Here is a 15199-nt window from a genome sequence, read left to right on the forward strand (position 1 = left end):
GAAAGAGGGGGATAATTATGAATGCGATAGCAGCAACAAAATATCCCCAATTAATACCCTATATTATCCATGAAATGGATGTTTGGGAAGAGGGGGCTCGCTATTTAGTTCACTTTGACAATGGTCTACAAATGAAAGTAACAGAAAAGATTTTAACCATTTTTAACTGTATGGACGGAAAAAAGTCGCTTTTAGAGATTTCTGAGCAATTATTAGAGAAATATGAAGTTGCCCCACGCTTAGAAGAGCTACAATATTTATTAGAACATCTTCTAACTGAGAAGGGTATCGTTGTAGGGAGCGAAAAAATAGCAGAACATTCCTCGGCCATCCGTTTTCGTACTCCACTATTAAATGCAAGCCGACTGGAAGGCTGTTCCCAACCCTTTCAGCATCTTTTTTCTTTAAAAGGTATTTGTATTTTTGGAGTTCTTATGAGTATTGCCCTCTACAACTACATAATAAATTTAAGTCTTTCTGCAAATAAAGCAGATTTAGGTTCTTATCTTTTTTGGATTATTACTTTTTTCATGATTTTGTTTTCGGCTATATTCCATGAATTTGGGCATACAGTGGCGGCTTTTAAATATAATGTTAAACCAAGAGATATGGGGATCGGATTGTTTTTTTTAGCCCCTGTTCTTTTCGTGGATTTGAGTGATGCTTGGAAAGCAAGTAGAAAAGAGCGAGTAGTGATCGACCTTGGAGGTATATATTTTCAATTATGGATATTTATTATATATGAATTATCATCTATAATAACAGGGAGCAATATACTATTTACTGCCAACCATTTTATTTTGCTTTCCATTATTAGCAATCTAAATCCATTATTACGTCTTGATGGTTTCTGGGTACTTACAGATATCCTCGGAATTCCCAACCTGCATACTAGAACTTTTACATTGGTAAAACAAGGATTATTGGGATATGTATGTAGGAAACGACTTTTCCGCGAGAAATTTAGATTAAATATTATCAATATGAGCAGTACTTACAAGAAAGTGTTTTTAGCGTATTCCTCTTTATACTTAATTGTTTTCAGCATTGCTTTAATGTATATGTTACGTTTTATTTTTTCATTTACTTCCCTCTTTCATTCTTGGAACTGGACAAACTTCAAAGGCCTTTTGATAGTGATTGTGATATTAATTCTTCATTTCACCATATTACTTATTAAAAAAATTAACAGAAAGAAGGAAAATTCAGTTGATTGTAGAACAACCGATTCTGGCCATCCAAAATCTTAACAAAGAGTACGAATCCGAAGCCGGCATAATATCTGTTCTTAAGGGAATAAATCTGAAGTTTTACAAAAGTGAGATTGTAAGCATTATGGGACCCAGCGGCAGCGGAAAATCAACCCTGCTTGGGATTATGGGATCCCTAGATAAGCCTAGTACAGGGAAAATCGCACTTGAGGGTAAGTCAATCGAATCTTTATCTGAAGAAAAACTTTCTGATTATCGCGCACAAAAAATTGGGTTTGTTTTTCAATCCTTCAATCTAATCTCTACAATGACCGCTCTTGAAAATGTAATGCTTCCCATGTTCTGCATCAAAGGCACCCGACATAGTGAAATACGTAAAAAAGCAGAAGAAATGTTGAAGCTTGTGGGGATGGGCGATCGGATGAAGCACCTGCCTAATCAACTATCCGGCGGACAACAGCAACGTGTCGCTATTGCAAGAGCTCTGATTAATAAGCCCTCTCTAGTCATTGCTGACGAGCCAACCGGCAATTTAGATCGTGATTCCGGACAGAAAGTTCTTGACCTTATCTTCCGCTTAAAACAGCAAATGAGAATGACCTTCATTATTGCTACCCATGATCCAGAGGTTGCTTCAAAATCCGACCGAGTGATTTACATTAGAGATGGAAGGGTTGAAACTGAGGATCCTTGTCTGAGTAAAGGAAGGTGAATATCTGATGATATGGCTGAGCTCTGCCGGGAGAAGTTTATTACGTAACAAATTAAGAACAATTTTCACTATATTGTCTCTCATTATTGGAAGTGCAAGTTTCTTTAGTATGTTCCTATTATCTGAATTGGCGCCACGTTCTATTGAGAATTCTGCCAAACTGCTATTAGGTGGGGATGTATTAGTCCAGTCCTACCTTAAGCCACTACAGAGCAATATAGTGAATGATATATTCCAAGACATGGGAGAAATCGACAGCCATTCATCTTCATATGTCGGACAGAGCATGGTGCAATCCAAAAATAAAACAACAAGCGTGATCTTGAAGGGAATTGATACGAAGACTTACCCTTATTATGGGGAAAATCAATATCCTGGCATCCGTTCACTTCAAGCAAATGAGGTCCTTCTTGCTGATAATGCAGCAGATCGCCTACAGGTAAAGGTTGGAGAAAAAATTTGGTTGCCGAGCGCGTCTGATGGAAGTCTGCATGAGTACAAGGTAAAAGGATTAGTACTTAATGTTCAAGAGTCTTACGGAGATGCGGATATTTTTGGAGCTGCTTATCTTCCGTTGAATGAAGCAGCTAATCTGCTAAACGCTCCAGCCGGAAGCACAAATGAAATTCTTATCCATTGGAAAGCGGGCACACCAAAGACTTCTTGGCAAGCAGAACTTGAGAAGCATCTGCCAAGTGCTACACTAACGGACACGAAAGAGCGGACAGACGAAAGCTTGGCTCAAGCCAAGACCCTTCTTTTACTTTTACAATTGTTCAGTCTGCTTGCACTGGGAATCAGCGCTTTGACAGTTTCAAATACAATGAAGCAGGCAATGAGCACTAGAATGCGCGATATTGCAGTTATGAAGGCAATAGGTGTACGCTCTCGCTCAGTTGCCGGTACCTTTTTAACAGAAGGTATTCTTATCGGGACGATAGGAACTATTACTGGAATAGTAACAGGTCTTCTAGTGAGTACTTGGTTAACTTCTTACGTAGGCAAAATGTTAGCTATACCGTTGTCTTGGGAGTTTTCATGGAAAGTCACAATTGTTACCTTCGCAGTAGGAATGCTAATGGCACTGATATCAACATGGATTCCTCTAAAAGGAATGCTCATCGTCTCTCCTATGCAGCTATTGCTTGAAGGAAACCATCAGATCCCTTCTTATCGGGTACGCTTTTGGAAAAGAGGACTCTTATTATTACTGATTTCGCTAGTTGTAGCATTCTACTTACAAAAAACACTTTTTCTGGGTTCAACCGAATCCATTAGTTCTAGAGTCGTTCTATCTTTTTTAGGGATTCTACTGATTATTATATTGGTAAGTATATTTGTGAAGGTATGTTCTTCTGCTTTCTCTTTCATTTTCAGAGTGGTTGGAAGCATGAGGAAACTCATCTCTCCTCGTTGGTTTATCCCTTTTCATAATTTATCATCTGGAAGAAAACGATACGGACTATTGGCTCTTATCTTGAGTGTTGGTGTTGCATCAGCAGTATCAAGCGAACTTTTCGCTGATAACTTAACTCAGTCTGTCAGTCAACAGTTAGAGACCGAGGCCAAAGGAAATCTACTCATCACAAGCTCCTTAGTAGAGTCTGAAGCAGTCAAGGAAGCTTTTCAATCTCTCGATATTAAAAAGTGGACAGAGGGTGTCCAGATGAACGGTCTTTTAAGTTCAATTAACGGAAGTGAAGCAACTTCTCTTTTTCAGCAAAAGTCAGACGGGAATAAGTTCTTCGCTTCCAATAAATTGAGCATTGAAGGTGTTGACCCTTCACTTGCATCAAGGTCCTATTCCATTATTGGTGGACGTGACCTTATAGAAGATGATTCATCGCACAAGACCGCATTATTATTGGAAGATTATCAACAGTTGGGAATTAAGACAGGCGATACAGTTGAAGTTACAATGGGAGAAAAGAAGATTCCTTTCAAAATTGTTGGCTTTTTTGAATCAGGGTTCGTAAAAACAGTAGGTATGAGAACAACTAAAGATATATTGTCTAAATATGGGGCGCCTAACCGGGTAATGTTTTCTATTGACGGAGGGACCCTGACTACGGGTTTACTCTCTGAATTAAACGGTGTACTTCCAGCATCCGCTATGGCGTATTCAGTATCAAGTACAGCCTCCGAAAGCTTAAATTCAATGATACGTATGATAAGTGTATTCTTCTCTATAGTGACTTTATTTGCCTTCATTACAGCGATACTTACCATCGGGAATCAAATTGTGATAAGCCTTTTAAGAAAACGCAGAGAAATTGCAATCATCAAAGCAGTGGGAGTATCCAATGGTAAGACATTACGGTCAATCTTGTTAGAGAACTTTGTTTTATCTTTAGTCTCAGGAACTGCTGGTACAGGGATAGCTTTGTTGTTAACGACTGTAGCTCTAAAACTTATGTTCAAGTTACCTGTCCTGGTTGATGTTAAATGGGTGATTTATGGGATTGGCCTATGTGTTATAACCACACTCTCAGTGGCTTGGATAGCGGCGAGGCCTGCTCTGCTTACTAAACCTACGCAGCTCTTACAGACCAACCAGTTATGATCTAATAAGGCTCTAATGAATTGGTACTTAAATAGTTACTGTCCCTCTCTATTACGCAGAGAGGGATTTTTTTATACCTTGTCATAACTACGTTTGGTGTAAAAATACATTAATTTGTGATACGGTTCACAGTATTTTAATTGCCTCAATACAAAGCTCGATCCTCACTTCATTTCCGACTATAATTCCACCCGTTTCCAGAGGCGAGTTGAATTTCAAACCAAATTCATTACGATCAATACTGGCTGTTGAATGAAATCCTACACGTTCCCGTCCGCGTGGGTCCTTGTTTAGTCCTTCAAATACAGTATGAAAAGTAACAGATTGGGTTACTCCATGCAGAGTTAGATTGCCTGTAAGTTCATATTGCCGCTCACCAGCAAAGACGCAGTTGGTGCTTTGAAACGCAATGGTTGGATACTTGGCAGCATGAAGGAAGTCGTCGCCCCTCAAATGTTCATCTCGCTGCGCTTGGCGAGTTGTGATACTATTTGCGTCTATGGAAGCCTGAATACCCATAGTTGTTAACTCGTTGGGATCAAAACTTAAGATAGCCTGGAAACGCTCAAATACTCCTTTGATTTTATTAATCATTAAATGCGTCACCGAAAACTCGACGGAGCTGTGGTCCGGATCCACTTCCCATTTGATATTACTCATGAATAAATTCCACCTCTATAATAAGATTATGAGCAAGGTCACCCTATCTCCAAAACACTGCGCTACTCGCTATACCCCTAATATACAAAAACGCTACTGACAACGTTGTGTCAGTAGCGTTTTAGCATTTTTGCGGCTTCCTCGTAAATCCGATTTCAGAATGGTTCCCCATTGAATCCGTAATTCCTTTTACCCGAATATCCACCATCGCAATAAACATTGAGCTGTGTGTGAACAGTCATAATCTGCAACTAGTCGAATCTTTGCAACGATTCAAATAAACGCCTTAAGTTATTCAATAAGCTGTTCTTTTCCTCTAGAGTCCAGTCATCCAAAGCTTCATGCAAAATGCGTTCACGGGTGAGGCTAATCATTGCATTGATTTCCTCCCCGCTTTTCGTCAATTCAGACACACGAATGCGGGAATCTGCACTTGATGGATACGTATGAACCAACCCCGCGTTTTCTAACTTATCAATTTGCCGGCTAACACTCGAATAGTTTTTTCCCATCATGGCGGCCAAATCACCAACACTAGTCGGTTGGAGATGCACGATGCCCACAAAGACACGAAAGGTTGCTGCTTCCAAATTTACGCCAGCATTAGCAATCATCTTCTTATCACGGTCTGGCCTATTGATAATGGAAACTAAATCGATCAGTGCTTTAAAAATATCGTTTTCCATTTTATTTCACCCTTACAACAGGACGAGGCATTAGCGGGGCATTCCAAGCCTCTTCAATATCTTCTAGAGCGAACTCTTTTGTGGTAATTTTTATCTTCCCCTCGGCAGCCATTTCAAAGACACCTCTAACAGCAGATAGCATATCAGCTTTAGAAACACTCTTATCTCCGCTACCTACGAGTTCGATTGTTGATGAGCGTAAAAGAGATGAAGGTAAATGAATGCTTTCTTGGCCAGATGAAGTTCCAATGCTTACAAAACGAGTTGAACGATCCGTTTTCGCCTTAACAAGAGCTGACATGATAGCGAGTGCGCTGTCGCCCCAAAGATAATCCAATATAACATCAACACCTTCAGCAATAACTGGCATTAGGGCGTTTTCAAACATTTTTTGACCGTTGTCGGCTGTCATATCAAATGCAATAGCCTCATCAGCTTCAAGTGCTTGCAACTTCGATTCGTTGCGTCCTGTTACAATGACCTTCTTGGCCCCCAGACCCTTAGCAATCTGAACTGCTAAACTACCGGATGCACCAGTAGCGCCATTAATCAATACAGTTTGACCGGATTTAAAACCAGCTCGAAATACCAATGCAGCCCATGACGACATAGCAGGGTTGGCGATAGCGGCAGCAGTGAGATCATCAATACCATCTGGTAAACGGACAGTCAGCTTTTCGTTGACGATTGTTTGCTCAGCCAAACTGCCATATGGTGCAGTAGGCAGCGCAAAGTAAACACGAGACCCATCTTTCAAAGTTCCTACACCGTCGATACCGGCTACAATTGGAAAGTTAACTTCAGAAGAGTAGTGCATACCCATTGAACGGAACTTGCTAACTCGACTCAAGGCTGTGGCCGTAACGTTAATTATAACTAGCCCCTCTGTCCCAACGGGGGAATCACAATGACCCATTACGGGAATCGTCCCCTTATCCTTTACGATTGCTGCCTTCATATTTACACCCTTCTTCCACCCCATATTATGTGCATATTGCACATAATAAAGTATAACACAAATTATGTGCAATATGCACATTTTATTTGGAATCCATATCCGAACGCAAGTCCATTCTTATTTCCAAAAGAAACGGCTGGTCAGGTTCCCCTGATCCAGCCGTTTTTTGATTACTTTAATATTACATTATCGATTAGTACTGCCGTATCGTAGATACTATCTCCTTGATCCCAAACATGGAACCGAAGGACAATGGAGCCCTTGCCGGCAAATTGGCTTACATCAAATTGTACATGCTTCCAATTCGTCATGTATGTTGTATGATCCCCGCCGTAGAAATCAATCGCTACTTTGTTCTCTTCAATCCAATAGGCCGTGGATTCATTAATCGATTCAGCCCCGATAATAACAGAATCATTGCCATAGACACTGGACGTCACTGTATTGCCGCCATTCATGTGAGAAGTAATGAGGGAAGCCGTATTAATGTATACACTGGAAGTTACCGTTGCTCTGAAGGTGTCATTGAATTTGCTTCCAACGAATTCCTTAGGCTCCTCAGAAATGAAATTGTAATCAAACGATAGGGTTGTTGCACCCGCTGGAACAATGAAACTTTGCTCGATATAACTATCTGAATTGTAGTCATATCCTCCTTGATCATTGTTTTCATACCCAAGGCCAGTGCTGATAATAGCCATGTAGTTCCCCTCTGTCGGTTTAAGCGGTCCCAGCTTGGAGATCACCCGAACATCGCCGTTTCCATTCCAGCCGGTCCAAGTTCCGTTTTCAAAGGTTCCGTTGATGACCCCTTCGGTCTTAGTGCCAATGCTGCTTCCTTTCATGAAGAATGCTGCCAATCCATCGTTTGCTCCATGGGCAGCCACTGCTGCTTGAAAGGCTTTTTCGGTTGTCATGTTCTCATCGTTTAAAGCGGTAAATACGGATTTAGCAATAGCTTGATCATATGCAAGCTTTACATAATCGGTATATCCATAATAAGTGCCAGCACCATTGTTGATGAAGGCATCTGCCATGGAATCGTTGTACGCGCTGCGGCAGCTGCCATTATATACGATGGTATCAGGAAGCATATCGTTGTACCGTGTAATAAAAGACGGTGTAATAGCATAATAACCGGATATAATAGCCAATCTTCCCTTTTTCAAGTCCAACTCATAGGTCTTTTTGCTCTCTGTCGTTGCCTTTTCTCCTGTCAGGAACATGACTTGCGGTCCAGCGTATTTGAAATCAATGCCGTATTTATTATGGAGCTTCTGTAGCACTATTTCATCATAATAAGTATCTCCGTGGGTATCCAAGACCACGACGCCATACTGATTCAGTCCTTTAAAGAAATTCACGCCCGCTGCGGTGTCCTTTACTCTTTCCACAAGGAAAGGGTAACTCGACTGGTCAAAGCTGTGATATACAGCGTCATAAACAGTCGAAGATGGAAGTGTGCCGGAGAACGGAGAAATTACAGCAACCCGCTGGCTTCCTATGGTGGCTACAGTTTGTTCCACATTTTGCGTTAGCGCCTCAGCCGCCAATGCAGTACTGGACGCAGCCTCTTCTACGGTGCTGCTTAACCCTTTTGTATTCTCAGGAGCTGCGGATATCCCCCCTAGAATCCCGTTGTCCAGCAAATACCAGATGCTTCCTCCTTCACCCGAAATTCCAGCATGCTCTACTTCTGCTTGGGTTTGGAGCCAAGCTACAGTTTCTTCCTTTGCTTTTTGCAAATTACCATATGAAGTAGCCAGTTGATCAAGCTTACTCTGTGTATTATTTTCAATGATTTCCGTTTGTGCAAGCTGTTCATCCGTAAGATGCTTCATTACAGATAATTTAAAAACTGTGCTGCTTGGCACATCTCCCACAAACGCCTGCAGATTTATGTAACCCTCCGTACTTTCAGTCAATACTGCTTTGCCACTGTACAGCCCGTCTGCCTCAAGACTGTCTCCATGGGCTTCCAAACCGTCATCGTACAACGAAATGATTTGGGAAATCACTTTGCCGCTATCATCTACTTGATAGACACTAGCGATTACCGTTCCTGCCGCATTAATCGATGAGCGGAATATAACTTCTGTTGGCTCTTCCACATAAATGGCATCTGAACTCTCCCCCTTCACCACAACCTGGAGAGCATTTGCCGGTGCCGGGGTTGCCGGTGTCGGTGTCGATGTCGGTGTTGGTGTTGGTGTCACTGGTGTTGGTGTCACTGGTGCTGGGGTTGCCGGTGCTGCCGATGCTGGCGTTCCCGGACCTGAAGCTCCCGGCGCTGGTGCTGTCACAGATGTCCCGCGGTCAGTTGTTGCCGGGGTGGCAGTCGGTGTTACCTCAGGACTCTTGCCCTTATTAACCTCTTCAGCCAGAAGCTGTTTGGATTTCTCGACATATACTGACTTATTGGTTTTGAACTCATAAGCCAGACGAGCCAGAGCTTGGCGCTCCGCATGCTCTTTGGGTTTGAATTTCAGGGTGCCGTCACTGCCTTGGACCCCGTTGATGAAACCATTTTTAAAGGCAAGGGATACTTGCGCTTTTGCCCATTCGGACACCTCTGAGATATCTGACAGCTTGCTATCAACCGGAAGCTTCTTCGCTGTTTCATCCAATTCGAAAGCTCGGATGAAAAATACGACCAGCTCTTCACGGGTGACATTTGCATTAGGACTGAAGGTGGTCGCCGATGTCCCCTCCGTAATGCCTGCCTTTACCAATGCACCTACATAACCGCGATACCAACTGTTCGCGGCAACGTCTTTAAACGGTGCGGCTTGATCAGCATTTGCTTCTAGACCCAACGACAGGACTATGATTTTCGCCAGTTCGGCACGTGACATAGCCTTTTTCGGTTTAAAAGAGTTATCTTCATACCCTGAGATTATTCCTGCTTCAGTTAATGAATGAATCTCCTTTTGCGCATAAGAGCCTGTGATGTCTTTGAACTGTGCGGCCTCACCAAACACCATATGTGGCGTAAGAGTGCTTACTAATAGGGCAAACACAATCATCAGACTGAGTTTACGGCGTGCTGCTTGGAATAACATTGTTTCTTCCCCCTTCTTACTCTAAAAATATCAATGAGTCTGTCGTCCTAGTGAGTTCCAAGGATGGCATTTTACACCATTATTCGACAACTTCTTGATTCTACAATAGGACCAGGGTAATTGACAATGTCTATTACATAAAAAAAATAGATATATTTGTAGACTGGAGATTAAATGGCATAAAAAAAAGACCATCGAGTATAAGCTTGGATTGATGGCGATTTAATCTTTTATCGTATTATTCTTCACATGCACCAATATTTTACAATGATAAGCTTAACAATGTATACCTTATGACATTTTAGGAGGTAGTATAATGAGCAAGTACGACGAAGCCATGAAGCTGCTGGAAGAACAAGTGGGTAACAAGGACGGCCTGATTACTCTGTCTACCATCGCGCTGGAACCCGGGGCCAATGGTATAAGCCGTCCCGCCGCCCGCATAGTGGACGCCTATTATGAGGACGGCGCGTTCTACACCGTCACTTATGCGACCTCAGGCAAAATGCGGCAGATCGCCCAGAACCCCGAAGTCGCCGTTTGTATCATCGTCGAAAACTTTACGGCCGATGGTATCGGTGAGAACCTGGGCTGGGTATGTGACGAGAATAACGCCGAGATGATGACTAAGTTGCGCACTATATTCGCCGATTGGTATAACGAAGCCAATAACGACGAAGACCCTAACACATGTCTGCTGCGCATTCGCCTGACAAAGGGCCTGTGGAATGACGCCCATAAAGGGATCAGAAATGAGATTGATTTTATCAATAAGACGGCAAATTAAGTGATCTATGTGATAGAACAGTCAGCAAAAAAGGTTCATCGCAGCAGTCCGCCGCGATGAACCTTTTCATAAGAACCAACTAAATGATAACAACTACATTAGAACTTTATAAAACCCGTAAGGCCTGGGAATTGACTTCCCGGAAATCCCGGAAAACCTGGAAATCCCGGATTTTCACCCTCTCCGCCTTCTCCGCTTCCTTCGTCAGGCAAGATAAGCTCATAAGTCACATTTTGTGCCGGTACTAAGTTCATAGCATACTCATCAATTTCCGGTGCCCCGTCTAACGCCTTCCATCCAATTCCAGTCACTCCTAATCCCCAGACAGATTTACTTGGAATCGTGAATTGTACGCCGAAATGATAGGTTTCCTCATTGATTAGCTTTTCTTCTTGTGTAAATGGATCAATGTAGATAAATTTCATTTTATACACATTTCTATCATAATATAGCTGGAGCGTCCTACTGCCATCTTCACCCCGGCTAATCTTCTCTTTCTGAAAATACTCGGGAAGCTGCGCACCAATTCGTGAAGTGAATCTGAGCACAACCTGTATGTCCCGCTGCGAATAGCTGTGCTCAATGACCTCGGCGATTCGGTCATCGGGCAGCTCTCTTTTTACAAAAGGCGGTCCTGCTTCAGTTGCTTGATCCGCACGAGCTTGAATCTGCGGTAGTCCCCTCTGACCCGGCAAAAGCCTATCACATACCAATCTCCATGGCGAAAGTCAATCCAGCTTGGCTCTACCGTTCGCTCCAGGTATTCCATATCCCTGTTGATATAGTCGAACACCAGCAGCCTGTTATCCGTGATGGCCTTGCTTATGATCCCAATGTATTCTTTAATTTCCTGCTCCATGCTGAAATGGGACATATCCAGAGTCAGTTTGTGCTTCTCGGGCTCCCGCTTATAGGTATGCTCAACCTTTAGCATAATGTCATTAAAAGCTTCGTTCCTGCCAAACAAGCCGTGTAAATTCTTCATTACAGCTACAAACGTATGAGCTTCATCCCGGTTTAAAAAGAGGCCGCTTATATTATAGCTGTCCATAATATAGTATCCTCCGTCCTTGCCGCTGGACGAGGCAACCGGTATGCCGGCTTCTCCTAATTTTTCGATATCCCGGTAGATCGTCCGCAAGGATACCTCGAAATGCTCGGCAAGCTCCTTGCCCGTTACCGTACCTTTACCGGAGATGATCAGCAGCATGGAGAGCAATCGGTCAACTCGCATGATTGTGTGTGACGTCGGGTAACGTCTCCTCCTCTGGGTGAAGTAAGTGAATCATATATTCTCTTGCTTTAATGCATCAATAATATTCTCCTTTTTTACTTTAGCTCCGGAATAAACAACCGCAGAGCTGACAATGACAAATACACACACTATGACAGACAGAATGCTCATCCAGGGCAGGGTGAACCCATAGCTGAATTTGTTCGCAAATGCTTTATAGATCAGAACCATCACGGCGAAACTGACAGGAAGCCCATACAAGAGCGACTTGACCCCATAAAAAACACTCTCATAGTTCAGCATTTTTGCAAACCCCTTTGGCGTCGCGCCTACGGATTTCAGCATCGCGAATTCCCGTTTGCGAAGAGCCAGCCCTGTTGAGATCGTATTAAAGATGTTCGCAACAGAAATCGCAGAGATTAATACGATAAAACCGTAAGAAAAGACCTTCATCAGCAGAATCTGTTGTTCTTCTCTTATTCTGAATTGATATACATTGTAGACATTCAGATTGGTCTCATTCATCGCTTCAATTTCCTGCTGCGTTTTCACCGGTTCCGTGCTTTTCAAATGGAGGTACATCGAAGCGTTAGCCAGCTCCTCGCCGTCTGCCAGCCGATTCATGACGCGTTCCGACACGATCATATTTAACCCGCCTACGCCTACCGGGCTCATCCCCATCGGTGCCTTATCCGTCAATGCGGCAAATATCACTTTATTTGCCTTCGTTTCTTCCCCGCTCGCTTTAATAAAACTCGTTAGCTCGATATGTTGTCCGATATTCGCATATATGGACTTCGTCTGAATATATTTCCCCGTATCTATATCTTTGTAATGAATCGTATCCATCACGATTGCGGCGGGATGATCCAGATCCGTAAGCTGTTCGTAATCTGCGCCAACCGCTCTGGCATAGGCTTGCAGGCTCGAATCATTCATTGCATATAGCTTAATTTCGTAAGGGTATTTCCCGTCTTGCAGCATACTCTTATCCTGCTTAACCTTCTCTTGCAACTCGTCGGCGATGCTTGCTGCATCGACCCAAGCGTTCCCGACTAACTCATGACTCACGTTGTATTCCGTGACGCCAACAAGAGATACAAGCGATTGCATCAACCGGTCATCTAGTCTTTCGCCATTACTGGACGACACTTCAATATCGTAATTGATGCCTTCCAGCGACAATGCCAGAGATTGTGTCAGGCCAGTCGTGAAAAACGATATCGTCAAAAACAAAACGATGCTGATGACAAGCGAAAAAAGAATAACATGATGTCTTCGTTTGTTCCTTTTTAAGTTTTTCAGCCCGATTTCTGCTTCGATTCCGAAGAGCTTACGAATAATCTTCGACGTCTTCACTGCTTTGGCCGTAAGCTTTACGTCAGTGGTTTGGCGAATCGCGTCCACGGGAGATACCCTGGATGCTTTAACCGCCGGGAGATACGCCGAAACGAAAATCGTCAGCATCGAAACAAGACAAGTAATCAAGAGCAATAACGGCGTGACGATAAGCCTCAGCTTTTCACTAGTCCATAATGCCCCTTCAATCATTGTGTTCATGAACGAAAAGGCGATTCCGATTCCAGCAAGACCGCATAAGATGCCAATGGGAATGCTGATCAAACCAATGACGATACCTTCAAAAAATACGGAATTTCGCTTCTGCCTTTTCGTCGCCCCCACGCTCGCGAGCATCCCTAAATGGCGGGAACGTTCCGAGACGGATATCGCAAAAGCGTTATAGATGAGTCCAACCGAGCCAATTATAATAGTCCCTATAATGATTGCCGATAATGAGAACATCATGCTGGATGAGGCCCCGCTGCTGGACAAGCCATAATAACGAAGCAAATCGTCATTATATTGGACAGTGTCAATTTGGTTTTTCTCAGCCAGCTTCTCCGCATATGCGAACAAGAACGGATTGACCCGCTGCAAGACCACCGACGCATCGACCCGATCGTCCCCCCCGATGATATGATCATCGACATAGCTAATGATCGTATAAGCCGGGGCCCAAGCCGTTTCCGACACCGGATGTTTAATGAAGCCTACCACCGTATAATCCCTAATTATGCTATGCTGTAATGTCTCGGTTAATGTGCCGTCTTTCCTGCGCAGCGGTTCCGTCTGATCCAGGGGATGATCGCCCCCTTGTTCGAATCGGTCGCCGACGCGAAGCGTTAGACGGTCGCCGATTTCGTACTTCACTTTGCCATTTGTTGCAACAGACTCGGAGATCACAACCTCCTTGTCCGTGTGCGGAAGGCGTCCCTTGCTTATTTCAATCTGAAATTGTGTGAACCCTTGCACATCATATTCCTTAATGGACAAGTACGGCTTATTGGAATTTTGTCCCCCTTCTAATGGGGCATACCCAAGGTCTCTTGTGATTGCAACCGTTTTGGTTGCATCATCGCCCTGTATCGCCGCAAGCTGTTTCTTGGTTATATCTTGATACTGAATATGCCACTCCCCTGTATCTGTGATAGTTTGTCTGATCATTAAATCCGCAAAGGAAAAAATAAGCGTAATGACAGCGGTCATCATGGATACCGAAATAATTACGCCAAAAATAGTCACAAGTGTTCGTCTCTTGTTCTGCTTCAGATGCCGGATGGTTAATGTATTGACAATATTCATCGCCTTATCACCTCGTTTTTGGCAATCCTCCCATCTTCAATCGAAATGATTCTGTCGGCTTGCAGGGCGATCCGTTCGTCATGCGTGATTACGATCAGTGTCTGATGATAGGTCTTATTCAGCATTTTGAATAAAACGACGATCTCAATGCTATTCCTGCTGTCCAGATTCCCGGTGGGTTCGTCGGCCAGCATGATCGCAGGATTGCCGATGATCGCCCTGCCAATCGAGACACGCTGCTGCTGTCCACCGGATAGCTGATTCGGCAGATGGTTTAATCGATGCTGCAAATTCAACGTATTCACAAGATCAGCCAATTGCTTTTGATCTACCTTTTGTTGATCCAGCAAGAGCGGCAGCGTAATATTCTCTTCCACCGTCAGGACGGGAATCAGATTGAAAAACTGGTAGATCAGCCCGATTTGCCTGCGTCTGAAGATGGCCAGCTGCGTTTCGTCCAAGGTATACATATCCGTATCCTGAACATACACTTTCCCGCCAGTCGGTCGATCCACACCGCCCAGCATATGAAGGAGTGTCGATTTCCCCGATCCGGAAGGTCCGATAATTGCGACGAATTCACCTTTTTGGACCGAAAAGGAAACATCATCAAGCGCCTTCACCGCCGATTCGCCTGTGCCGTATATTTCGGACAAATTTTCAATTGTTAAAATCTCCATTGT

The 15199-nt window shown here is 43.5% G+C and carries 12 protein-coding genes; 4 read left to right on the forward strand and 8 right to left on the reverse strand.

The annotated features are described in order from the left end of the window. Positions 1-17: 17 nt before the first annotated feature. The 3 genes from NSS82_RS29940 to NSS82_RS29950 are packed head-to-tail and all read left to right on the forward strand — an operon-like array spanning position 18 to position 4486. Positions 18-1250: a hypothetical protein gene (locus tag NSS82_RS29940; protein WP_052097394.1), complete on the forward strand. Its 1233-nt coding sequence runs from the start codon at positions 18-20 to the stop codon at positions 1248-1250. Further along, on the forward strand, positions 1210-1923 hold the full coding sequence (locus NSS82_RS29945) for an ABC transporter ATP-binding protein (RefSeq protein ID WP_036682398.1): 714 nt from the start codon (positions 1210-1212) through the stop codon (positions 1921-1923). Before NSS82_RS29940 ends, NSS82_RS29945 begins: the two co-directional genes overlap by 41 nt. 7 nt (positions 1924-1930) lie before the next feature. After that, positions 1931-4486 (forward strand): FtsX-like permease family protein, encoded by a 2556-nt coding sequence (locus NSS82_RS29950; protein WP_051491238.1) that lies wholly within the window; start codon positions 1931-1933, stop codon positions 4484-4486. Between the two features lie 126 nt (positions 4487-4612). Here NSS82_RS29950 and NSS82_RS29955 read toward each other — a convergent pair whose 3' ends face one another. The 4 genes from NSS82_RS29955 to NSS82_RS29970 form a co-directional block, all read right to left on the reverse strand. Beyond that, positions 4613-5146 carry a YceI family protein gene (locus NSS82_RS29955; RefSeq protein WP_076105142.1) on the reverse strand — a complete coding sequence of 178 codons (534 nt, stop codon included), beginning with the start codon at positions 5144-5146 and terminating at the stop codon, positions 4613-4615. Positions 5147-5397: 251 nt separating this feature from the next. Continuing rightward, on the reverse strand, positions 5398-5832 hold the full coding sequence (locus NSS82_RS29960) for a MarR family winged helix-turn-helix transcriptional regulator (protein ID WP_036682401.1): 435 nt from the start codon (positions 5830-5832) through the stop codon (positions 5398-5400). Position 5833: 1 nt separating this feature from the next. Further along, the gene (locus NSS82_RS29965; RefSeq protein ID WP_036682403.1) at positions 5834-6790 is read right to left on the reverse strand and encodes a quinone oxidoreductase family protein; all 957 of its coding nucleotides are present in this window, start codon (positions 6788-6790) and stop codon (positions 5834-5836) included. A 170-nt stretch (positions 6791-6960) separates the two neighbouring features. Then, positions 6961-9852, reverse strand: a complete 2892-nt coding sequence (locus NSS82_RS29970) for an S-layer homology domain-containing protein (RefSeq protein WP_076272984.1) — start codon at positions 9850-9852, stop codon at positions 6961-6963. Positions 9853-10168: 316 nt separating this feature from the next. On the opposite strand from NSS82_RS29970, the gene NSS82_RS29975 reads away from it, so the two are divergent. Next, positions 10169-10639 (forward strand): pyridoxamine 5'-phosphate oxidase family protein, encoded by a 471-nt coding sequence (locus NSS82_RS29975; protein ID WP_076099768.1) that lies wholly within the window; start codon positions 10169-10171, stop codon positions 10637-10639. Positions 10640-10737: 98 nt separating this feature from the next. Here NSS82_RS29975 and NSS82_RS29980 read toward each other — a convergent pair whose 3' ends face one another. The 4 genes from NSS82_RS29980 to NSS82_RS29995 all read right to left on the reverse strand — a co-directional run bounded on the left by NSS82_RS29980 (position 10738) and on the right by NSS82_RS29995 (position 15196). Then, entirely contained in the window at positions 10738-11334 is a 597-nt protein-coding gene (locus NSS82_RS29980) for a hypothetical protein (protein WP_256718545.1), read from the reverse strand. After that, positions 11259-11849: a helix-turn-helix transcriptional regulator gene (locus NSS82_RS29985; RefSeq protein WP_256718546.1), complete on the reverse strand. Its 591-nt coding sequence runs from the start codon at positions 11847-11849 to the stop codon at positions 11259-11261. Before NSS82_RS29985 ends, NSS82_RS29980 begins: the two co-directional genes overlap by 76 nt. A 75-nt stretch (positions 11850-11924) precedes the next feature. Then, positions 11925-14516, reverse strand: coding sequence for an FtsX-like permease family protein (locus NSS82_RS29990; protein ID WP_076272988.1), 2592 nt, complete (start codon positions 14514-14516; stop codon positions 11925-11927). Next, positions 14513-15196, reverse strand: coding sequence for an ABC transporter ATP-binding protein (locus NSS82_RS29995; RefSeq protein ID WP_076272989.1), 684 nt, complete (start codon positions 15194-15196; stop codon positions 14513-14515). The genes NSS82_RS29990 and NSS82_RS29995 overlap by 4 nt, the downstream gene beginning before the upstream one ends. Positions 15197-15199: the final 3 nt, after the last annotated feature.

Origin of the sequence: Paenibacillus sp. FSL H7-0735 (assembly GCF_038008505.1) — a bacterium.
Taxonomy (GTDB): domain Bacteria; phylum Bacillota; class Bacilli; order Paenibacillales; family Paenibacillaceae; genus Paenibacillus_AQ; species Paenibacillus_AQ odorifer.

Coding starts and splice junctions, on each gene's coding strand:
- NSS82_RS29985 (WP_256718546.1), bottom strand. CDS start 11,849: ATGCTGCTGATCATCTCCGGTAAAGGTACGGTAACGGGCAAGGAGCTT.
- NSS82_RS29955 (WP_076105142.1), bottom strand. CDS start 5,146: ATGAGTAATATCAAATGGGAAGTGGATCCGGACCACAGCTCCGTCGAG.
- NSS82_RS29970 (WP_076272984.1), bottom strand. CDS start 9,852: ATGTTATTCCAAGCAGCACGCCGTAAACTCAGTCTGATGATTGTGTTT.
- NSS82_RS29990 (WP_076272988.1), bottom strand. CDS start 14,516: ATGAATATTGTCAATACATTAACCATCCGGCATCTGAAGCAGAACAAG.
- NSS82_RS29975 (WP_076099768.1), top strand. CDS start 10,169: ATGAGCAAGTACGACGAAGCCATGAAGCTGCTGGAAGAACAAGTGGGT.
- NSS82_RS29940 (WP_052097394.1), top strand. CDS start 18: ATGAATGCGATAGCAGCAACAAAATATCCCCAATTAATACCCTATATT.
- NSS82_RS29960 (WP_036682401.1), bottom strand. CDS start 5,832: ATGGAAAACGATATTTTTAAAGCACTGATCGATTTAGTTTCCATTATC.
- NSS82_RS29995 (WP_076272989.1), bottom strand. CDS start 15,196: ATGGAGATTTTAACAATTGAAAATTTGTCCGAAATATACGGCACAGGC.
- NSS82_RS29965 (WP_036682403.1), bottom strand. CDS start 6,790: ATGAAGGCAGCAATCGTAAAGGATAAGGGGACGATTCCCGTAATGGGT.
- NSS82_RS29950 (WP_051491238.1), top strand. CDS start 1,931: ATGATATGGCTGAGCTCTGCCGGGAGAAGTTTATTACGTAACAAATTA.